The 20,578-nt window shown below is 63.7% G+C and carries 22 protein-coding genes; 21 read left to right on the top strand and 1 reads right to left on the bottom strand.

Features of this window, described 5'->3' with window-relative positions:
- Positions 1–105: 105 nt before the first annotated feature.
- From miaB to AC0YKC_RS02635, 11 genes are all read left to right on the top strand, one after another.
- On the top strand, positions 106–1,515 hold the full coding sequence (gene miaB, locus AC0YKC_RS02685) for a tRNA (N6-isopentenyl adenosine(37)-C2)-methylthiotransferase MiaB (RefSeq protein ID WP_488509814.1): 1,410 nt from the start codon (positions 106–108) through the stop codon (positions 1,513–1,515).
- A 136-nt stretch (positions 1,516–1,651) separates the two neighbouring features.
- Complete coding sequence (locus AC0YKC_RS02680) at positions 1,652–2,644, top strand: PhoH family protein (protein WP_226892268.1); 993 nt, start codon at positions 1,652–1,654, stop codon at positions 2,642–2,644.
- An 11-nt stretch (positions 2,645–2,655) separates the two neighbouring features.
- Positions 2,656–3,153: an rRNA maturation RNase YbeY gene (ybeY, locus tag AC0YKC_RS02675; RefSeq protein ID WP_488509811.1), complete on the top strand. Its 498-nt coding sequence runs from the start codon at positions 2,656–2,658 to the stop codon at positions 3,151–3,153.
- A gap of 27 nt (positions 3,154–3,180) precedes the next feature.
- Complete coding sequence (locus AC0YKC_RS02670; RefSeq protein WP_488509809.1) at positions 3,181–4,251, top strand: hemolysin family protein; 1,071 nt, start codon at positions 3,181–3,183, stop codon at positions 4,249–4,251.
- A 102-nt stretch (positions 4,252–4,353) separates the two neighbouring features.
- Complete coding sequence (locus tag AC0YKC_RS02665; protein WP_488509807.1) at positions 4,354–4,824, top strand: VOC family protein; 471 nt, start codon at positions 4,354–4,356, stop codon at positions 4,822–4,824.
- Positions 4,825–4,921: 97 nt separating this feature from the next.
- Entirely contained in the window at positions 4,922–6,511 is a 1,590-nt protein-coding gene (gene lnt / locus AC0YKC_RS02660; protein ID WP_488509805.1) for an apolipoprotein N-acyltransferase, read from the top strand.
- Between the two features lie 140 nt (positions 6,512–6,651).
- On the top strand, positions 6,652–7,074 hold the full coding sequence (locus AC0YKC_RS02655) for a helix-turn-helix domain-containing protein (protein ID WP_320297748.1): 423 nt from the start codon (positions 6,652–6,654) through the stop codon (positions 7,072–7,074).
- Positions 7,075–7,239: 165 nt separating this feature from the next.
- Positions 7,240–8,505, top strand: coding sequence for a methionine adenosyltransferase (metK, locus tag AC0YKC_RS02650; RefSeq protein WP_320297747.1), 1,266 nt, complete (start codon positions 7,240–7,242; stop codon positions 8,503–8,505).
- Positions 8,502–9,212 carry a tRNA (guanine(46)-N(7))-methyltransferase TrmB gene (trmB, locus tag AC0YKC_RS02645; protein ID WP_320297808.1) on the top strand — a complete coding sequence of 237 codons (711 nt, stop codon included), beginning with the start codon at positions 8,502–8,504 and terminating at the stop codon, positions 9,210–9,212. The genes metK and trmB overlap by 4 nt, the downstream gene beginning before the upstream one ends.
- A 64-nt stretch (positions 9,213–9,276) precedes the next feature.
- Complete coding sequence (locus tag AC0YKC_RS02640) at positions 9,277–9,576, top strand: type II toxin-antitoxin system TacA family antitoxin (protein ID WP_320297746.1); 300 nt, start codon at positions 9,277–9,279, stop codon at positions 9,574–9,576.
- Between the two features lie 45 nt (positions 9,577–9,621).
- Complete coding sequence (locus AC0YKC_RS02635; protein WP_488509802.1) at positions 9,622–10,089, top strand: GNAT family N-acetyltransferase; 468 nt, start codon at positions 9,622–9,624, stop codon at positions 10,087–10,089.
- Positions 10,090–10,141: 52 nt separating this feature from the next.
- Here AC0YKC_RS02635 and AC0YKC_RS02630 read toward each other — a convergent pair whose 3' ends face one another.
- Positions 10,142–10,291, bottom strand: coding sequence for a hypothetical protein (locus tag AC0YKC_RS02630; RefSeq protein WP_488509800.1), 150 nt, complete (start codon positions 10,289–10,291; stop codon positions 10,142–10,144).
- 196 nt (positions 10,292–10,487) lie between these two features.
- Here AC0YKC_RS02630 and AC0YKC_RS02625 point away from each other — a divergent pair, with 196 nt between their 5' ends.
- From AC0YKC_RS02625 to rpsO, 10 genes are all read left to right on the top strand, one after another.
- Positions 10,488–10,736 (top strand): CopG family ribbon-helix-helix protein, encoded by a 249-nt coding sequence (locus AC0YKC_RS02625; protein WP_224666574.1) that lies wholly within the window; start codon positions 10,488–10,490, stop codon positions 10,734–10,736.
- A complete protein-coding gene (locus tag AC0YKC_RS02620) occupies positions 10,733–11,020 on the top strand; it encodes a type II toxin-antitoxin system RelE/ParE family toxin (RefSeq protein WP_488509796.1) in 288 nt (95 codons plus the stop codon). Before AC0YKC_RS02625 ends, AC0YKC_RS02620 begins: the two co-directional genes overlap by 4 nt.
- A 157-nt stretch (positions 11,021–11,177) precedes the next feature.
- Positions 11,178–11,810: a ribosome maturation factor RimP gene (gene rimP / locus AC0YKC_RS02615; protein WP_320297743.1), complete on the top strand. Its 633-nt coding sequence runs from the start codon at positions 11,178–11,180 to the stop codon at positions 11,808–11,810.
- A 46-nt stretch (positions 11,811–11,856) separates the two neighbouring features.
- Complete coding sequence (nusA, locus tag AC0YKC_RS02610; protein ID WP_320297742.1) at positions 11,857–13,452, top strand: transcription termination factor NusA; 1,596 nt, start codon at positions 11,857–11,859, stop codon at positions 13,450–13,452.
- A 38-nt stretch (positions 13,453–13,490) separates the two neighbouring features.
- Positions 13,491–14,141: an RNA-binding protein gene (locus AC0YKC_RS02605; protein ID WP_320297741.1), complete on the top strand. Its 651-nt coding sequence runs from the start codon at positions 13,491–13,493 to the stop codon at positions 14,139–14,141.
- Positions 14,138–16,720: a translation initiation factor IF-2 gene (gene infB / locus AC0YKC_RS02600; protein ID WP_488509788.1), complete on the top strand. Its 2,583-nt coding sequence runs from the start codon at positions 14,138–14,140 to the stop codon at positions 16,718–16,720. The genes AC0YKC_RS02605 and infB overlap by 4 nt, the downstream gene beginning before the upstream one ends.
- A gap of 124 nt (positions 16,721–16,844) precedes the next feature.
- Positions 16,845–17,261: a 30S ribosome-binding factor RbfA gene (rbfA, locus tag AC0YKC_RS02595; protein ID WP_320297739.1), complete on the top strand. Its 417-nt coding sequence runs from the start codon at positions 16,845–16,847 to the stop codon at positions 17,259–17,261.
- Positions 17,262–18,221 (top strand): tRNA pseudouridine(55) synthase TruB, encoded by a 960-nt coding sequence (gene truB, locus AC0YKC_RS02590; RefSeq protein ID WP_434725140.1) that lies wholly within the window; start codon positions 17,262–17,264, stop codon positions 18,219–18,221.
- Between the two features lie 329 nt (positions 18,222–18,550).
- The gene (corA, locus tag AC0YKC_RS02585) at positions 18,551–19,645 is read left to right on the top strand and encodes a magnesium/cobalt transporter CorA (protein ID WP_320297737.1); all 1,095 of its coding nucleotides are present in this window, start codon (positions 18,551–18,553) and stop codon (positions 19,643–19,645) included.
- Positions 19,646–19,938: 293 nt separating this feature from the next.
- Positions 19,939–20,208, top strand: a complete 270-nt coding sequence (gene rpsO / locus AC0YKC_RS02580; RefSeq protein ID WP_027165894.1) for a 30S ribosomal protein S15 — start codon at positions 19,939–19,941, stop codon at positions 20,206–20,208.
- Positions 20,209–20,578: the final 370 nt, after the last annotated feature.

Here is a 20,578-nt window from a genome sequence, read left to right as displayed (position 1 = left end):
GGTATGCCGCCCAAAGGCCTGTAGCGGGTTTGGGACAGGGCGGCGCGACGCGCTACAGGCAGAATCGTCTGTTTTTTGTCATGGAAAGGCGCTAGAAGCCGCCCGATGGAATTGAACACGATTGAAAGCCATGGCGCCGGCTCGCCCGCCGAGCATTCGGCCAGCACCGACCGGACGGTGAAAAAGGTCTTCGTCAAGACCTATGGCTGCCAGATGAACGTCTACGATTCCCAGCGCATGACCGATGCGCTGGCCGCCGACGGCTATGTCGCCACCGACGCCGTCGAAGACGCCGATCTGGTGCTGCTCAACACCTGCCATATCCGCGAAAAGGCGGCGGAAAAGGTCTATTCCGAGCTTGGCCGCATCCGCGACATGAAGGCCGAACGCGCCGAAGCCGGCCGCGAGCTCCTGATTGGCGTCGCCGGCTGCGTGGCGCAGGCCGAAGGCGCCGAGATCATCCGCCGTGCTCCGGCGGTCGATCTGGTCATCGGCCCGCAGACCTATCACCGGCTGCCCGACGTGCTGGCGCGGGTCCGTGGCGGCGAAAAGATCGTCGAGACCGAATACGCCATCGAGGACAAGTTCGAGCATCTGCCGCCGCCGAAGCGCGCCGAGCTTGCCAGGCGCGGCGTCACCGCCTTCCTCACGGTGCAGGAAGGTTGCGACAAGTTTTGCACCTTCTGCGTGGTGCCTTACACCCGCGGCTCCGAGGTCTCGCGCCCGGTGACGCAGATCGTCGCCGAGGCCGAGCGCCTGGCCGAGGCCGGCGTGCGCGAGGTGACGTTGCTTGGCCAGAACGTCAACGCCTGGCATGGCGTCGGCGAAAATGGCGAGGAATGGGGCCTCGGCCGGCTGCTGTTCCGACTGGCGCAAATCCCTGGCCTGGCGCGGCTGCGCTACACCACAAGCCACCCGCGCGACATGGACGACGAGTTGATCGCCGCGCATCGCGACCTGCCCGCCTTGATGCCCTATCTGCATCTGCCGGTGCAGTCCGGCTCGGACCGTATCCTCAAGGCGATGAACCGCCGCCATACGGCGCGCGACTATCTGGCGCTCATCGAGCGCATCCGTTCCGCCCGAACCGACATCGCCATGTCCGGCGACTTCATCGTCGGCTTCCCCGGTGAGACGGATGAGGATTTCGAAGCGACGCTGAAATTGGTGCGCGAAGTGAACTATGCCTCGGCTTTCTCGTTCAAATATTCGCCTCGTCCCGGCACACCGGGCGCCGAAATGGATGGCCATGTCTCGGAAGCGGTGAAGGATGAGCGGCTGCAGCGGCTGCAGGCGCTGCTCTTGAAGCAGCAGCAGGATTTCGGCCTGAGCCTGGTCGGCAGGACCATCGGCACGCTGATCGAGAAGCCTGGCCGGCAGGCCGGCCAGAAAGTTGGCCGTTCGCCCTGGCTGCAGCCCGTTATTGTTGACGACAAGGCCGGCGGAATCGGTGACATTATCGACGTACGAATCACAAGGACCGGCTACAATAGCCTGTTCGCCGAACTGGTCTGATGCATGTCGCCCAAAAGTGCCCGCGGTTTTGGGATAACGACATGCATAGCCACAAACCTCGGCAGATGAGGAGAGACGGTTGAGCGCTGCTGAACTGAAGAATCTGCCCCAGAACCAGGCGTCCGGGGCTTCCGACATGGCGCACATCGTACTGACCTTCGACAACAACAAGCTCGCCAGCGCCCTTTACGGTCAGTTCGATGAGAATTTGGCCCGGCTTGAGCAGAAGCTCGGCGTCGACATCCGCTCGCGCGGCAATCAGCTTACGATCAAGGGCTCGGCGGCCGCAGCCGAGCAGGCGCGCCGCGCGCTGGATACGCTCTATGGCATCCTGCAGAAGGGCGTCGACATCGGCCAGTCGGACGTCGACGGCGCCGTGCGCATGGCGATTGCCGCCGACGATCAGCTGACGCTGCCGACGATGGAGCGCAAAGGCAAGGTATCGGCAGCCCAGATCGCGACGCGCAAGAAGACGATCTATGCCCGCTCGCTCAACCAGGACGCCTATATGCGGGCACTGGAGCGCTCCGAAATGGTCTTCGGCATCGGGCCTGCCGGTACAGGCAAGACCTATCTGGCGGTCGCGCATGCCGCGATGCTCTTGGAGCGCGGCATGGTCGAGCGCATCATCCTTTCGCGCCCGGCCGTCGAGGCCGGCGAGCGGCTGGGTTTCCTGCCCGGCGACATGAAGGAGAAGGTCGATCCGTATCTGCGGCCCCTCTACGACGCGCTCTACGACATGATGCCGGCGGACAAGGTCGAGCGGGCGATCGCCGCCGAGGTGATCGAGATCGCGCCGCTGGCCTTCATGCGCGGCCGTACGCTGGCGCATGCGGCGGTGATCCTCGACGAGGCGCAGAACACCACGCCGATGCAGATGAAGATGTTCCTGACCCGTCTCGGCGAGAACTCGCGCATGATCGTCACCGGCGATCCGACCCAGATCGACCTTCCGCCCAACACCAAGTCGGGACTTGTCGAGGCGCTGCGTGTCCTCGACGGTGTCCCCGGCATCGTTACCGTCCGCTTCAACGAGGGCGACGTGGTGCGCCATCCGCTGGTCGCCGAGATCGTCAAGGCCTACGACCGCGACGGCAAGCTGGCGCGGGGCCTCGGCGCCGAAAGCTGATCAAAGGCCGCATGGCTGAAGACACCAAATCCTCTGCCGGTATCCCGGTCGATATCGATATTTTCGTCGAGGCCGGCGCGTGGCCCGCGGAAGCCGAATTGACACGCCTCGTCGATCGCGCCGTTGCGGCCGCCTTTGCCGAGACCGGCTTGAGCGGCGCCTCCGAGCTCAGCGTCGTCTTTTCCGACGATGCCCATATCCAAACGCTCAATGCCGGATGGCGCGGCAAGGACAAGCCCACCAACGTCTTGTCTTTCCCGGCTTTTTCCTTTCCGAAAGGCGGTCCGCTGCCGCCGATGCTGGGCGACATCGTGCTGGCTTCCGAGACGGTGGCGCGTGAGGCCGCTCTGGAAGACAAGCCGATTGCGAACCATATCACCCATCTCGTTATCCATGGCCTGCTGCATCTTCTGGGCCATGATCACGAGACCGACGCCGAGGCGGAGGAGATGGAAGCGATCGAGCGCGCGGCGCTTGCGAGGCTTGCCATTCCCGATCCCTACGCGTAACAAAAAAGCTCAATTGACCCGATGGCGATGAACGACACACCAGAAACTGCCGCCCGTCTGGACGCCGGCAGTGCTGCCAAGCCTTCCGAAAAGACGGAAGAGGGCTCGAGTCCGAGTAGTCCGACCGGCAGCGCGGCCGCTGAGCCGCATGCCGGTCCTTCCCTTGTCGACCGCGTGCTCGGCCTGTTCCGGCACCGCAACGGCACCAGCCTGCGTGAGGAAATCGCGGGCGCGCTGGCCGAAACGGCAACCGATGCCGAATCTTTCTCGCCCGGCGAACGCGCCATGCTCAACAACATCCTTCGCCTTCGCGAAGTGCGGGTCGAGGATGTCATGGTGCCGCGCGCCGATATCGAGGCGGTCGAGATCAACACCACGCTTGGCGACCTGCTCGGCCTTTTCGAGCAATCCGGCCATTCGCGCATGCCCGTCTATTCCGAGACGTTGGACGATCCGCGCGGCATGGTCCACATCCGCGACGTGCTCGCCCACATCACCAAGCTCGCCCGTGTCAAGAAGGGCCGCACCAGGGCGAAGGCGCCGGTGACGACGGCGCTCGACCTCGCCCAGGTCGATCTCGCGCGCACCATCGGCGATCTCAATCTTATCCGCGAGGTGCTGTTCGTGCCGCCCTCGATGCTGGCCTCCGACCTGATGGGCCGCATGCAGACGACGCGCACGCAGATGGCGCTGGTCATCGACGAATATGGCGGCACCGACGGCCTCGCCTCGCTGGAAGACATCGTCGAGATGGTGGTCGGCGACATCGAGGACGAGCATGACGACGATGAGCCGATGATCACGCAGACCGGCGACGGCGTCTTCGTCGTCGACGGCAAGGCCGAGATCGACGAGGTCGCCAAGATGATCGGCGAGGATTTCGCCGCCGGCGAGCATGGCGAATATGTCGACACGATCGGCGGCATGATCTTCAACACGCTGGGACGTGTCCCGGCCAGGGGCGAAGTCGTGCAGGCTATCCCCGGCTTCGAGTTCCATGTGCTCGACGCCGACCCGCGCCGCGTCAAGCGCGTACGCATCGTGCAGAGCCAGAAGGGCGAGCGTCGCCGCCGCGCCGCGCGCACCGAACAGGCCTGATATCCCGGAGCAATTCCGGGAAAAGTGCCTGGCGGTTAAGCTCGGCGCCTTCGCCGTAGCCCTTCCGTCCGGAATTGCGCAGAGACAAAGACTTGAGGCCGCATGGTGATCGACGATCCGTTCAAGCACGCGGTTCTGGGTTCGGGTGTTTTCTATAAGGATCCGCGCGCGGCATTGAGCTGGCTGCAGGCGGCCTTCGGCTTCGAGCCGAGCATGCTGGTGAGCGACGCCGACGGCCGGCTCGTGCATGCCGAAATGCGTTTTGGCGACGGCTACATCATCGTCGATTCAGAATGGGATGAGCATATCGCCAGCCCGGCCTCCGTCGGCGGCAAGAACACGCAGGCCGTCTATGTGCGTCTGCAGCAGGATATCGACGCGCATTGCGAGAAGGCGCGCGCGGCAGGCGCGGAGATCGTCGAGGAGCCCGCCGATCATTTCTACGGCGAGCGCCAATATCGCGCGCGTGACCCCGAAGGCCATGTCTGGACATTCACCCGCACCATGCGCGTTGTCCTGAAGGACGAAGCCGAGCGACTGAGCGGGCTGCGCATCGAGGGCTGGCATAGATAGCGCCATCGTGTATCAGGCCGCGCTTATCCGCGTTTGGATCGGGCGGCGCGGCCTGTTAAACCTCTAGCTCCCTGATTCGCGCGACTTGGGAAGCTGGATGCAGCGCTTTGCCGGCCGGATAATTCTGCTTTGGGGGTGGCGGCGGGCGCTGGTGGCGTTCGCCGCCGGAGCGCTGGCGGTGCTTGCCCAGGCGCCTTACGATTTCTTCGCCGTCTGCTTCGTTTCGTTCCCGGTCCTGGTCTGGCTGCTCGACGGCGCCACCGGTGAGGCTTCCGATGGCTGGTTCCGGCGTCTGAGACCGGCTTTCGCAACCGGCTGGTGGTTCGGCTTCGGCTACTTTCTCGCCGGCCTCTGGTGGATCGGCCAGGCCTTGCTGGTCGAGGCCGACAACTTCGCCTGGGCCTTGCCCTTCGCCGTTGTCGGCATCCCCTTCGCGCTGGCCTTCTTCTACGGTTTTGCCACCGTGGTGGCGCGGCTGTTCTGGAGCAGCGATATCGGCCGCATCGCCGCCCTTGCCTTCGGGTTCGGCCTTGCCGAATGGCTGCGCGACTTCCTCTTCACCGGCTTTCCCTGGAACGCCGTCGGCTATGCCGCGATGCCCGTGCCGCTCCTGATGCAGAGCGTGTCGGTGACCGGAATGATCGGCATGAACGCGCTCGCGGTCTTCTTGTTTTCGCTGCCCGCGCTGGTCGTGGCGCGCCGGCATCTGAGGCTGGGCGTTGCCCTGTTCGTCATCCTCGTCGCCGCCCATGTCGGCTTCGGCTATTTCAGGCTCGCCATGCCGGACGAGCCGGCGACACGCTCCCTCGACGTCCGCATCGTCCAGCCCGCGGTCGACCTCAGCGAAAAGTGGGACGCCTCGGTGCGCGACCGCATCTTCGCAACGTTGCTGGGGATATCGGGGAAAGCACCCGAAGAAAGTCACGCCAAGCCCCAGCTCATCCTGTGGCCGGAGACATCGGTGCCGTTCCTCTTCACCGAGCGCCCGGACGCGCTGACGGCGCTGGGCGACTTGCTGGCCGACGGCCAGATGCTGATTGCCGGTGTCGTGCGCGAGGAGGGCGGATCTGCGAGCGCCGGCAGCCGCTATTACAATTCCGTGGTGGCGATCAACGACAAGGGCGAGATCGTCGATGCCGTCGACAAGGTGCATCTGGTGCCCTTCGGCGAATATCTGCCCTTCGCCGACCTGTTCGAACGCTTCGGCATAGGCCAGCTCGTCGCCGGACCGATGAATTTCGCCGCCGGCAACGAGCGCCATCCGATCGCCGTGCCGGGCGGCCTGCGTGCCGCTCCGTTCATCTGCTACGAGGTGATCTTTCCCGATCTCGTCGCCGCCGACTCTGCGTCATCTGACGTAATTGTGAACGTCACCAACGACGCCTGGTTTGGCGACACGCCAGGCCCGTATCAGCACTTCAGGCAGGCGCAGGTCCGTGCGGTGGAGAATGGATTGCCGCTGCTGCGCGCCGCCAACAATGGCATCTCCGCCGTCGTCGATTCGCGCGGGCGCATTGTCGATGCGCTTGCCGTCGACGCGCGCGGCGCCATCGACGCGCATGTGCCGGTTTCTGGGCGCGCTCTCCTGTCCGCCGAACAGCGGCGCATTAACGGATTGCTGATCATGTTGCTGTTTGCGCTGATTGCCTTCACACTGAATGTAAGGCAGCGGCTACGGGTGAATTGACAGTCGGCACATTAGAAACTCATACTGTAACGCCTAAAATTTTCTCGAAGTCGGTTGGAGGGTTCTGTTGGGGCAGGTGGCTCCGGCTTCATATGGGCGGAACAAAATAGAAAAAGCCGGAAAAATTCGGCGAGGAAAAAATGACAGAAGAGAACAAGAAGAAGCCGAATCCGATCGACATCCATGTCGGGAGTCGCATTCGGCTGCGTCGCAATATGCTTGGAATGAGCCAGGAAAAGCTGGGTGAAAATCTCGGCATCACCTTTCAGCAGATCCAGAAGTACGAGAAGGGCACGAACAGGGTTGGCGCCAGCCGTTTGCAGGCGATCGCCTCCATCCTGAGCGTTCCGGTCGCCTTCTTCTTCGAGGATGCCCCGGGCGAGGAGCCTGCTGGCGGCAATCGAGGATTTGCCGAAGACTCCTCGATGGCGTTCGCCATCGAATTCTGCGGCAGTCCCGAAGGGCTTCAGCTCAACCGGGCTTTCGTCAAGATCGGCGACGTCAAGGTGCGCCGCCGGATCATCGATCTGGTCAAGGCGCTCTCCGCCGAGGACGCCGATTGATTTGCCTTATGCCGTCGGCGGTGTCATGCCGCCGGTGGCATAGCCGACCTTGCCTACATTCATGCCAGATCCGTCGCGCCGCTTGACGAGCGGCGCCCGGCACCGCTAACACGTGGCGCGCCAAAATCGGCAGCCCTGCCGATCTTTTTTCAAGAGGGGACACCCGTGACGCGGCAGAATTATCTCTTTACCTCGGAATCCGTCTCCGAGGGTCATCCCGACAAAGTCTGTGACCGTATCTCCGACGAGATCGTCGATCTGGTCTATCGCGAAGCCAAGAAGACGGGCATGGATCCGTGGAAGGTGCGCGTTGCCTGCGAAACGCTGGCCACCACCAACCGCGTCGTCATCGCCGGCGAGGTCCGCGTCCCGGACACGCTCTTGAAGAAAGACAAGGCCGGCAACGTCCTCAAGGACGCATCCGGCCACCCCGTGGTCAACCCGGCCAAGTTCAAATCGGTTGCCCGCAAGGCGATCCGCGAGATCGGCTACGAGCAGTCCGGCTTCCACTGGAAGACCGCCAAGATCGACGTGCTGCTGCATGGTCAGTCTCCCGACATCGGCCAGGGCGTCGACAACGCCGCCGACCGCCAGGGCGAGGAAGGCGCGGGCGACCAGGGCATCATGTTCGGCTACGCCTGCCGCGAGACGCCCGACCTGATGCCGGCGCCGATCTATTACAGCCACAAGATTCTCGAATTGCTGGCGGCGGCGCGCCACGAAGGCAATGGCGAGGCCGGCAAGCTCGGCCCGGACGCCAAGAGCCAGGTCACCGTGCGCTATGCCGACGGCAAGGCGGCGGAAGTCACGCAGATCGTGCTCTCCACCCAGCATCTCGATGCGAGCTGGGACTCCAAGAAGGTCCGCAAGGTGGTCGAGCCCTATATCCGCGAGGCGCTTGGCGAGTTGAAGATCGCCGAGGACTGCAACTGGTACATCAACCCGACCGGCAAATTCGTCATCGGTGGGCCTGACGGCGACGCCGGCCTTACCGGCCGCAAGATCATCGTCGACACCTATGGCGGCGCGGCACCCCATGGCGGCGGCGCGTTCTCGGGCAAGGACACCACCAAGGTCGACCGTTCGGCCGCCTATGCGGCGCGCTACCTTGCCAAGAACGTGGTGGCGGCCAAGCTTGCCGACCGCTGCACCATCCAGCTCTCCTACGCCATCGGCGTCGCTCAGCCGCTGTCGGTCTATGTCGACCTGCATGGCACCGGCAAGGTGGACGAATCAAAGCTCGAGGATGCGCTGCGCAAGGTGATGGACCTGTCGCCGTCGGGCATCCGCCGTCATCTCGACCTCAACAAGCCGATCTATGCAAAGACCTCATCCTACGGTCATTTCGGCCGCAAGGCTGGTCGCGACGGTTCCTTCTCCTGGGAGAAGACCGATCTCGCCAAGGCGCTCAAGGACGCCGTCGCCGCCTGACGCCAGCGGACGCAAAGGACAGGCCGAGCCGGGCGACCGAAGGATTCTTCGGTCGCCGGCACGGCAAGACTATACGCCCGCAGCAGGCGATCGCCCTTGAAAGCGGCCTGCGCGAATACCGGCTCGACCTGACGGCGCAGGCGCCGGCCGATCTCAGGACCTTGTTCAAGGCACAGATTTCGACGCTCCAGCTGGAAATCGGCTTCGGCGGCGGCGAGCATCTCCTGCATCGCGCGGCGGAAGCGCCGGCAACCGGCTTCATCGGCGTCGAGCCCTTCGTCAACGGCATGGCCAAGATGATGACGGCGCTTGGCAAGACGCCGCTCGCCAATCTGAGAGTCTATGACGACGACGCCACGCGCCTTCTGGACTGGCTGCCGTCAGCCTCGCTCGACGGCATCGATCTGCTCTATCCCGATCCATGGCCGAAGAAGAAGCACTGGAAGCGGCGCTTCGTCGGCGCCGCCAATCTCGCCCGCTTCGCCCGGGTGCTGAAAGCGGGCGGCAGGTTCCGCTTCGCCTCCGACATCGACAGCTATGTGAACTGGACGCTGCTCGCCTGCCGCGATCACGGCGCTTTCGCATGGCAGGCCGAAGACGCCGCCGGCTGGCACCGGCCCTATGACGGCTGGCCCGGCACGCGCTACGAGGCCAAGGCCATCCGCGAGGGACGGCGGCCTGCCTATCTGACCTTTATCCGGAAGTAATCGGGCGGCCCTCTGTATTGCATATAGCGCTACAGACCGCTACATTGCCGGTAAGGAGACAGTTATGGCCGCCCCGGTCGAACGCAAGGAATACCCGATCTCGATGCGCCTGCCGGAAGCGGACGTTGCGATGATCGATCGTGCCGCAACCTTGCGCGGCCGGTCCCGCACGGATTTCGTGCGCGACGCCGCCGTGCGCGCGGCCGAGGATGTGCTGATGGACAACCGTCTTGTCCGCATGAGCCCGGAAGGGTTCGCGGAGTTCATGGAGGTCCTGTCGGCTCCGGCCGCTCCCGTTCCCGACATGGTGGAACTGGCAAAGCGGCCCGCCCCCTGGGAAGCTGGTTACACGACGAAGCGCTGACCGGTGGCCTTATCGGCTCCCGAACCGCTTACGGCACTTCACGACGTGTCCGGATTTTCCTGTGGGAAGCCTGCGCTCGATCACTGGCTGAAAACCCGCGCACTTTCCAATCAGGAGAAGGGCTTTACGGCCGTTCTCGTTGTCCAGGAAGCCGGCCGGGTGGTTGGATACTATGGTTTGGCGCCGACGGCCGTCGTGCCGTCGATCCTGCCCCGGTCGATCCGCACGGGGCAACCGCCCGACCCGGTGCCGTGCCTGCTCCTCGGCCAACTTGCGACCGATACCGGTTGGGCCGGGCGCGGCATCGGCACAGGCCTGGTAAAGCATGCCCTTCAGCGCTGCGCTCAGGCGGCGGAACTGATCGGAGGGCGCGCGTTGATGGTCAATGCCGTCGACGCCGAAGCGGCGCAGTTCTGGCAGCGCCGGGGGTTTCTCCCGACGAGGGGCGATCCGCTCATCTTATTTCGCTCGATCGCGGCAATCGCCGCCTCGCTGGCGGAGGCCCAGAGATAAGGTAGGGCACCGCCATTGGCGAAGTGGTGACGGTCGGGCTTCCATTGTGAGGCTAGAAGCGGCCGATCCTGTCGAAAGCGGCCGGATCGATGCCAGGCTTCTTCAGGTCGCTGCGGCGCGGCTTGCGGCCAGCCTCGAGCGCCCGCGCCGCGGCTGCCGCGCTGCCGAATGTGTTGAAGAAATCGCCTATGACGAAAAACAATCCACGGTCCATATGATCAGCTTCGCGCGCCACCGCGCGCGTCCCTTTTTTTGCATTGCAGCATAAATGGTGACGACACGTCGATTAGCCAAAGGGCTGCATGGCCGCCATGCGCGGCGCGCAACGCAGCCCAAGCGGGTTCTTGACGAACCAATTTGGTTCTAGCACATTCATAGTGAACCAGAATGGAGACAGGATAATGAGCGCCTTCACCGTGCGGCTTCCTGATGAGACTGTGGCCAAGCTCGACCAACTGGCCGAAAAGGTGGATCGCTCTCGTTCCTACGTGGCGGCTCAAGCGATCGAAGACTATGTCGCGAGGGAAGAATGGCAACTTGCCGAGATCGAGGCTGGCCTTGACGAAGCCGATCGAGGAGAATTTGCGAGTGAGAAGGATCTGGCAGGCGTCATAGCGAAATACGTCAAGCCGGCTTCTGAACGATGAAGCGGATCCGCTGGACCCAACGCGCCGTGCGCCGTCTCGACCAGATTGGCGCATTCGTCGAAAAGGACAATCCAGCCGCCGCGGAACGGGTCATTGCCCGTATCGTTTCCTCTGCGGACAATCTCGCCGAGCAACCCGCCATGGGGCGCGTCGGGCGGGTGAAAGGGACACGAGAGCTGGTCCTGGCTGATATCCCATACATAATTCCCTACCGCGTTGTCGGCGGCGAGATCGAGATACTCACCGTGATGCATGCGGACCAGCGATGGCCGCGCCAGTTGTAGACACCGCCGCGAGCCTTTGCCTGAAGGCTTGAAACGCCGGCGCCAATCGTCTATATCAGCCTCAAATTCTTGGTCGGTATGACGAAGAGTGGGTCCACCCGGTCCCGCTCTTTTTTATTACCCGCCGGCCGGAACGCAAAAAAGCGACAGGGATCTGATGACTGCAGCGGCAAGCGAGGCCGACGACCGTATCATCCGCGAAAGCGGCATCGATGCGCGCATTGCGCTGATCGTGCAGCCGGTGCTCAAGGCCATCGGCTTCCGTCTCGTGCGCGTGCAGCTGACCGGTCAGAACGGGCTGACGCTGCAGATCATGGCCGAACGCGAAGACGGCACCATGACCGTCGAGGATTGCGAAGAGGTCAGCCGCGCGGTGTCGCCGGCGCTCGATGTCGATGATCCGATCGAAAAGGCGTATCATCTCGAAGTATCGTCGCCCGGCATCGACCGGCCGCTGGTGCGCAAGTCGGATTTCACCACCTGGACCGGCCATCTGGTCAAGCTGGAGACATCGGTTCTTGTCAGCGACCGCAAGCGCTTCAAGGGCAAGATCGCCGAGGCGGATGCCGACGGCATCCTTGTCGAGCGCGACAAGGCGGCCTATGGCGAGGAGCCGACGGTGCGCGTGCCGTTTGACGCGATCGCCGAAGCCCGGCTGGTGCTGACCGACGATCTCATCCGCGATGCCCTGTCGAAGGACAACCGGGCGCGCAAGGAAGCCAGGAAGCGCCGCGGCGAAGCGGAAGACGCCGCCGACGGCGAGGAAAACGAAACCGAACAGGAAAGTTGATTGAGCAGCCGGGCCGTATGCCCGGCGCGAAATCGGGAGAAAGACAATGGTTGTAAGCGCCAACAGGCTTGAACTGCTGCAGATCGCCGACGCGGTCGCGCGTGAAAAGTCGATCGACAAGTCGATCGTCATCGCCGCCATGGCAGATGCGATCCAGAAGGCGGCGCGCTCTCGTTACGGCCAGGAGACCAACATCCGCGCCGACATCAACCCGAACACCGGCGAGATGAAGCTGCAGCGGCTGATGGAAGTGGTCGAGAAGGTCGATGACTACGCGACGCAGATCGCGCTTTCCACGGCGCGCGAGCGCAACCCGGACGCCCAGCTCGGCGACTTCATCGCCGAGCAGCTGCCGCCCATGGATTTCGGCCGCATCGCCGCTCAGTCGGCCAAGCAGGTCATCGTGCAGAAGGTGCGCGAGGCCGAGCGCGATCGCCAGTATGACGAGTACAAGGATCGCATCGGCGAGATCGTCAACGGCACCGTCAAGCGCGTCGAATACGGCAATGTCATCGTCGATCTCGGCCGTGGCGAGGCGATCATCCGCCGCGACGAGTTGATCCCGCGCGAGAACTACAAATATGGCGACCGCGTGCGGGCCTATGTCTATGACGTGCGCCGCGAGCAGCGCGGCCCGCAAATCTTCCTGTCGCGCACGCATCCGCAGTTCATGGCCAAGCTCTTCACCATGGAAGTGCCCGAAATCTATGACGGCATCATCGAGATCAAGTCGGTAGCTCGCGATCCGGGCTCGCGCGCCAAGATCGCCGTGATCTCGCGCGATTCCTCGATCGATCCGGTCGGCGCCTGCGTCGGCATGCGCGGTAGCCGTGTCCAGGCGGTTGTCGGCGAGCTGCAGGGCGAGAAGATCGACATCATTCCGTGGTCGCCCTCGGCTGCTTCCTTCATCGTCAACGCACTGCAGCCGGCCGAAGTCGCCAAGGTGGTGCTCGACGAGGATGCCGAGCGTATCGAAGTGGTGGTGCCGGACGACCAGCTGTCGCTGGCCATCGGCCGCCGCGGCCAGAATGTGCGCCTGGCATCGCAGCTCACCGGTTGGGATATCGACATCCTGACCGAGCAGGAGGAGAGCGAGCGTCGCCAGAAGGAATTCGTGGAGCGTTCGGCGCTGTTCATGGAAGCCCTCGACGTCGACGAGATGGTCGGCCAGGTGCTTGCCTCCGAAGGCTTCACCAGCGTCGAGGAAGTCGCCTATGTCGACTCGGGCGAAATCTCCTCGATCGACGGCTTCGACGAGGACACCGCTTCGGAGATCCAGACACGCGCCCGCGAATATCTGGAGAAGATCGAGGCCGAGCATGACGAAAAGCGCAAGGCGCTGGGCGTCAAGGACGAGTTGCGCGAGATCCCCGGCGTCACCACCGCCATGATGGTGACGCTCGGCGAGGACGGCGTGAAGACGATCGAGGACTTCGCCGGCTATGCCGCCGACGACCTGACCGGCTGGAAGGAACGCAAGGACGGCGAGACCAAGGTCTATCCGGGCGTGCTCGCCAGTCACGGCGTCTCGCGCGCCGATGCCGAGCAGATGGTTCTGGCAGCCCGCCTCAAGGCTGGCTGGATCAGCGAAGACGAGCTTGCAGCCGAACAAGTCGCGGCTGACGAAGCTGTTGGTGCGTGAGGTGAAACCGCATCGCACACAACCCGCCCCAGGACGAGATGAACGATCGCACTTGCATCGTTACGCGCAGGCAGGCCGAAGCGGATGAGCTGATCCGCTTCGTCGTCGGCCCGGATTCGGCCGTCGTTCCGGACATCAAGAGAAATCTGCCCGGCCGCGGTTGCTGGGTCACCGCCGATCGCCTACATATCGAGAAGGCAGCGGCCAAGAACCTGTTTGCCCGTGCTTTCAAGGCGCAGGTGACCGTTCCCGCCGATATCGGCGGCATGGTCGACGGGCTGCTCTCCAGATCCGCTCTGGGCATGCTTGGCCTTGCTCGCAAGGCCGGCGCCGTCGTTCTTGGCGCCGCCAAGGTCGAGGGCGCGGTGCGCGACGGTCAGGCGCTGCTGGTGCTGCACGCCACCGAGGCTTCGGACGACGGTGTCCGCAAGATCAGTCAGGCGCGGCGGGCAACCGTCCATCTCGGCGGCCCCGCCATCCTTGCCTACAAACTTTTCCCCGAGGCCGAGTTGAGCTTGGCATTGGGGGGTACAAATGTGATACATGCTGCCGTCCTCGCGCAGGACGCGGGACTGGCGGTTGAGAAGCGCGTTGTTGCGCTCGACCGATATCGGGGCGGTACCCCGAACGATCTGGCAATGCTTGCGGCCGTTGCTGACGAAGATGATGCCGCAGAGGATATGGAATGAGCGATACGAAATCGGGCGACGACAAGACGTTGAGCGTGACGCCGAAGAAGACCTTGACGCTGAAGCGTCCCGGTGCCGAGCAGGGTACCGTGCGCCAGAATTTCTCGCATGGCCGCACCAAGCAGGTCCAGGTCGAGATCAAGAAGCGCAAGTTCTCGATGCCTGGCGACAAGCCGGAGCCGGTGGCTGCGTCCGTCTTCACGCCGAAGCCCGCCGCTGCCGCCCCCGTTGCCGCCGCGCCTGTCGTGCAGGAAGCGCCCAAGGCGCCGCCCCCGCCGCCGGAGCGTTCCGGCATGGTCCTGAACGAACTCTCGCGCGGCGAGATGGAAGCGCGTCGCAAGGCGCTGGAAGGTTCCAAGGTCCGCGAGGCCGAGGATCGCCAGCGCGCTCAGGAAGATGCCAAGCGCCGCGCCGAGGAAGAAGAACGCCGCAAGCGCGAGCGTGACGAATCCGCGCGCCGTCAGGCCGAGGAGGAGGCACGCCTGCAGACGGAGGCCGAGGCCCGCCGGCGCGCCGAGGAAGAGGCTCGCCGCCGCGCGCCGCTGGCGGCGGATGTCGCCACGGCTGACGACGAGGAGGAGGCCAAGCCGCGGCGTACAGGTACCGGTGCCGGTGCGAGTGCGCCGCCGCGCCGTCTTGCGACGCCGGAAGTGGCGCGGCCGGCCAAGCCGACCAAGGGCGAGGAAGATCGCCGCCGCGGCAAGCTGACGCTGAACTCGGCGCTGTCGGATGACGACGCGCGCGCCCGCTCGCTGTCGTCGATGCGTCGCCGCCAGGAAAAATTCAAACGCGCGATGCATAACGAGCCGCGCGAGAAAGTCATGCGCGAAGTGATCCTGCCCGAAACCATCACCATCCAGGAACTGGCGCAGCGCATGTCCGAGCGCGCCGTGGACGTGGTCAAGTTCTTCATGAAGCAGGGCCAGATCCTGAAGCCGGGCGACGTCATCGACGCCGACACGGCCGAGCTGGTCGCCTCTGAATTCGGCCACACGGTCCGCCGCGTCGCCGAGTCCGACATCGAGGAAGGCCTGTTCAACATCGCCGACCGCGCGGAAGACCTTGTGTCGCGTCCGCCGGTCGTGACCATCATGGGCCATGTCGATCACGGCAAGACCTCGCTGCTCGACGCCATCCGCAACGCCAATGTCGTCTCCGGCGAGGCCGGCGGCATCACCCAGCATATCGGTGCCTACCAGATCGAGAAGAACGGTCAGAAGATCACCTTCATCGACACGCCCGGCCACGCCGCCTTCACGGCCATGCGCGCCCGTGGCGCGCAGGTCACCGACATTGCCGTGCTGGTGGTGGCAGCCGACGACAGCGTGATGCCGCAGACGATCGAATCGATAAGTCACGCCAAGGCGGCCGGCGTGCCGATCATCGTGGCCATCAACAAGATCGACAAGCGTGACGCCGACCCGCAGAAGGTGCGGACCGAACTGCTGCGCCACGAAGTGTTCGTGGAATCGATGGGCGGTGAGGTGCTGGACGTCGAGGTTTCGGCGACCAAGGGCACCAATCTCGACAAGCTGCTGGAAGCGATCCTGCTGCAGGCCGAAGTCCTCGACCTCAAGGCCAATCCCGATCGCACCGCCGAAGGCGCGGTCATCGAGGCGCAGTTGGACAAGGGACGCGGGCCTGTCGCCACCGTGCTGGTGCAGACCGGCACGCTGATGCCGGGCGACATCATCGTCGCCGGCAACGAGTGGGGCCGTGTGCGCGCGCTCGTCAACGATCGCGGCGAGCACGTGCCGGAAGCGCCGCCGGCGATGCCGGTCGAGGTGCTTGGCCTCCAGGGCACGCCGCAGGCCGGCGACCGTTTCGCCGTCGTCAACAACGAGGCGCGCGCCCGCGAGATCACCGAATACCGCCAGCGCCTGGCGCGCGACAAGGCTGTGGCCAGGCATGCCGGCCAGCGCGGCTCGCTTGAGCAGATGATGTCGCAGTTGCAGACGAGCGGGCTGAAGGAATTCCCGCTGGTCATCAAGGGCGACGTGCAGGGTTCGATCGAGGCGATCAATGCCGCCCTTGAAAAGCTCGGCAATGACGAGGTGCGTGCGCGCATCGTCCATGCCGGTGCCGGCGGCATCACCGAAAGCGACGTTTCGCTCGCCGAGACGTCCGGAGCGGCGATCATCGGCTTCAACGTCCGCGCCAATGCGCAGGCGCGTGCGGCCGCGGCCGCTGCCGGTATCGAGATCCGCTACTACTCGATCATCTACAATCTCGTCGATGACGTGAAGGCGGCACTTTCCGGCATGCTTTCGCCGGAGCGGCGCGAGACCTTCATCGGCAATGCCGAGATCCTCGAGATCTTCGATATCTCGAAGGTCGGCAAGATCGCCGGCTGCCGTGTCACCGAAGGCAAGGTCGAGCGTGGCGCGGGCGTGCGCCTGATCCGCGACAACGTCGTGATCCACGAAGGCACGCTGAAGACGCTGAAGCGCTTCAAGGACGAGGTTGCGGAAGTGCCGGGCGGCCAGGAGTGCGGCATGGCCTTCCAGAACTACGAGGACATGCGCGTCGGCGACGTCATCGAGTGCTTCCGCATCGAGATGGTAACCAGAACGCTCTAATTCAGCTATACTTGCCGGATAATAACGGGCGGCGGCCGAAAGGCTGCCGCCCAGACCCCTTACGCATGTTGAGACATGTGGCGTGGTCCCATCCCGCGCTTCACGATTTCAGGACCCAGAAAAAATGCCCCGTTCGACCACATCAGGCCCTTCGCAGCGCATGCTGCGCGTCGGCGAGCAGGTGCGCCATGCTCTGTCCGAGACCTTGCAGCGCGGCGAGATCATCGATCCGGTGATCGAGAACTGCGTCGTTTCGGTTTCCGAGGTGCGCATGTCGCCCGACCTCAAGATCGCCACCGCCTTCGTCTCGCCGCTCGGCGCGGGCGACGATGGCGCTGTGGTCGAGGCGCTCAACAAGCATGCGAAGTTCATCCGCGGCCGTGTTTCCGGCGCGCTCAGGCAGATGAAGTACATGCCGGAGTTTCGCTTCCGGCTCGATACGTCCTTCGACAATTTCGCGAAGATCAACGAACTGCTGAAATCGCCCGAAGTCGCGCGCGATCTCGGCGACGGCAAGAACAACGACAAGGACGAGGAATAGGTGGCGCGTCGCGGCAAGAAGAAGGGCCGGCCGGTTTCCGGTTGGGTGGTGCTGGACAAGCCAGTCGGCATGGGCTCGACCGAAGCGGTCTCCAAGATCAAATGGCTGTTCCAGGCAGAGAAGGCCGGCCATGCCGGCACGCTCGATCCGTTGGCCTCCGGCATGCTGCCGATCGCGCTCGGCGAGGCGACCAAGACCGTTCCTTATGTGCAGGACGGCGCCAAGGTCTACCGCTTCACCGTCGCCTGGGGCGAGGAGCGCTCGACCGACGACCTCGAAGGCCCCGTGACCAACAGCTCCGACCGGCGCCCGGCCGAGGCGGAGGTGAGGGCGCTCTTGCCGAAATACACCGGCGTCATCATGCAGACGCCGCCGCAATTTTCGGCCATCAAGATCGCCGGCGAGCGTGCCTATGATCTTGCCCGTGAAGGCGAGACGGTCGATATCCCGGCGCGCGAGATCGAGATCGGCCGCCTCGACATCGTCGAGCACGGTGCCGACAAGACCGTCTTCGAGATCGAATGCGGCAAGGGCACCTATGTGCGCTCGCTGGCCCGCGACATGGGTCGCGACCTCGGTTGCTTCGGCCATATAGCCGAATTGCGCCGCGTCGAGGTCGAGCCGTTCACCCCGGAGGATTTCGTCACGGTTGCCGAGCTGGAAGCGGCCCGCTTTGGCGACAAGGAGGAGCCGAATACGGACGAAGCCGAGGCGCCGATCGATTTCAGCGCCATCGACGCGCTGCTGGTCGAAACGGCGGCGGCGCTCGACTGCCTGCCGCAGGTTGCGGTCAGCGACGATGCGGCGACGAAGATCCGGCTCGGCAATCCCGTCATCATTCGCGGCCGCGATGCGCCGGTCGAGGCTGAGGAGGCCTGCGCCACCGCCCGCGGCAAGCTCGTCGCCATCGGCGCCATCGAGCAGGGCATGTTCAAGCCCAAGCGGGTCTTTGTCGGGTGAATCCCGTCTGGAGCAATTCCAGGACAAATGTGAGCGGTCAGGTTCGGCGCCTCCGCCGTAACTTTCCGCCCGGAATTGCGTCAAAACAAAGAGATAGGGCGTTTCGCCGTGAAACGTCGAAACGCCCTGGTGCATGTCGCCCAAAAGTGCGCAGCGGTTTGGGAGAACGACATGCATCAACACAAAGACTTGAAGCGCGTCGACTGAATCCGTTTCAGCGCGACGCGCTTAAGTGGTTGTTATTTACACAATTCCGGACGGAAAACCGCTGCGCACTTTTCTTGGAATTGCTCTAATCTCGGCCGAACGCTGAGTCCCGAGGATATCTCATGGCCAAGGCTGATGCAGGCAAGAAGCGGGCATCGCTGAAAACCCGCAGGCCACCGGTCGGGGCGTCGCCCGGCACGCTTATCGCCGATCCGGCGGCGCGGCGCAGCGAGCTTCGGCTGACACTGATCTCGCCGCAAAAATACAAGACCATCGACAATGCCTCGATCGACGATCTCAACGCCCATTGCGAGAAATGGCCCGTCGTCTGGCTGGACTGCACGGGGCTTGCCAACATCCCGCTGATCGAGGAGATCGGCCGCATCTTCAATTTGCATCCGCTGGCGCTGGAGGATGTCGTCAACACCGGACAGCGGCCCAAAGTGGATTTCTTCGAGGATCATGCCTTCGTCGTTATGCGCATGATCGACGATGTCACCTCGCACCGCTACGAGCAGATCGCGCTGTTCTTCGGCGGCAATTTCGTCGTCACCTTCCAGGAGCGCGAGGGCGACCCGTTCGATCCGGTGCGCAAGCGCATCGCCAGCGCGATGCCCAACCGCCTTCGCTCGCGCGGCGCCGACTATCTCGCCTATGCGCTGATCGATGCCATCGTCGACAGCTATTTCCCGCCGATTGAGGCGGCGAGCGAATTGGTCGACGGCATCGAGGACGAGATGCTGAACAAGCCGCACAAGGATCAGATGCGGCAGCTGCATGAATTGCGGCGCGACGCCGGCGTGCTGAAGGGCGTGCTGTGGCCGATGCGTGATACGTTGGCGACGTTGATCCGCAACGACGTGACCTTCGTGAAGGCGGAGACCAAGATCTTCTTCAACGACACGCTCGATCATTCGCTGCGCCTGATCGAGCTGGTCGAGAACCAGCGCGACATGCTCACCGGCCTGATCGAGATGCATGTCTCGCTGACCCAGGCCCGCACCAACGATGTCATTTCCTATCTGACGATCGTCTCGGTGATCTTCATGCCGCTGACCTTTCTGGTCGGCGTCTGGGGGATGAATTTCGATCCGGGAAGCTCGCCCTGGAACATGCCGGAGCTGAAAGCCTATTACGGTTATCCGGCGGCAATTCTGTTCATGGCGGTTGTCGCTGTCGGGCTGATCCTCTTCTTCAAATGGAAGAAGTGGCTCTAATGCATGTCGCCCGGAAGTGTGCAGCGGTTCTGGGACAACGACATGCATCAAAACAAAGACTTAAAGCGCGTCGCCTGAATCCGGTTCAGCGCGACGCGCTTTAGCCGCTGAACCCTTTGTTTTCACGGCAAGACCTGCGACAAGCCGGCTTGACATTTGGGCTGGCGTTTTTTCCGGAATTGCACTATATGCGCCGCAGCTTCGCGCCCTGACGCGTCGCTTGCACTGGCCTCTGCTGGACGACATCCCGGCTGTGGGCGTCCCGTTTCCTCCAACAGATAAGGAAAAACACGATGTCGATCACTGCCGATCGCAAGAAGGAATTGATGACTGAATTCGCGACCGCCAAGGGCGATACCGGATCTCCGGAAGTCCAGGTTGCCATCCTTTCCGAGCGCATCAAGAACCTGACCGAGCACTTCAAGGACCACAAGAAGGATAACCATTCCCGCCGTGGTCTGCTTGCTCTGGTCTCGCAGCGCCGCAGCCTGCTTGACTATCTCAAGCGCAAGGATGACGCGCGCTATCAGACGCTGATCGACAAGCTCGGTCTCCGTCGCTGACGAATTGACCGGCGGGCTCTCGAAGGGGGCCCGCCGGTCGCACATTGGCGCATCGGATGGTCCGGTGCGATAATGCCGGAGCGTGACGCGCTCCTGAAATTCGCATTCGCGCAGGGCGCGTTCCGGAAACAGCCGTTTCCGGCGTCATGCGCAAAGCCGGCCGATCGGTCGGCCAAACACGGTTCCGGACGCGCAGAGGGCCATTCGGAACCGCCCCATGGACGGTCATGGGGCAGGATTGCAGGATGCTCGCTCGGCTGAGGCCGTACTTATCGAGCTTCCCGTTGTCTTGCCCGTGGCTGCCCGACAAGGAAGCCAGGGAAGGGACATCCGCGAACCGTGAGACGGCGCGGCCCTTTCCGCATACGAA

This window comes from Mesorhizobium sp. CNPSo 4661 (genome assembly GCF_057784215.1).
The sequence above is the reverse complement of the archived record's forward strand: the minus strand, read 5'-3'. Positions and strand labels throughout refer to the sequence as shown.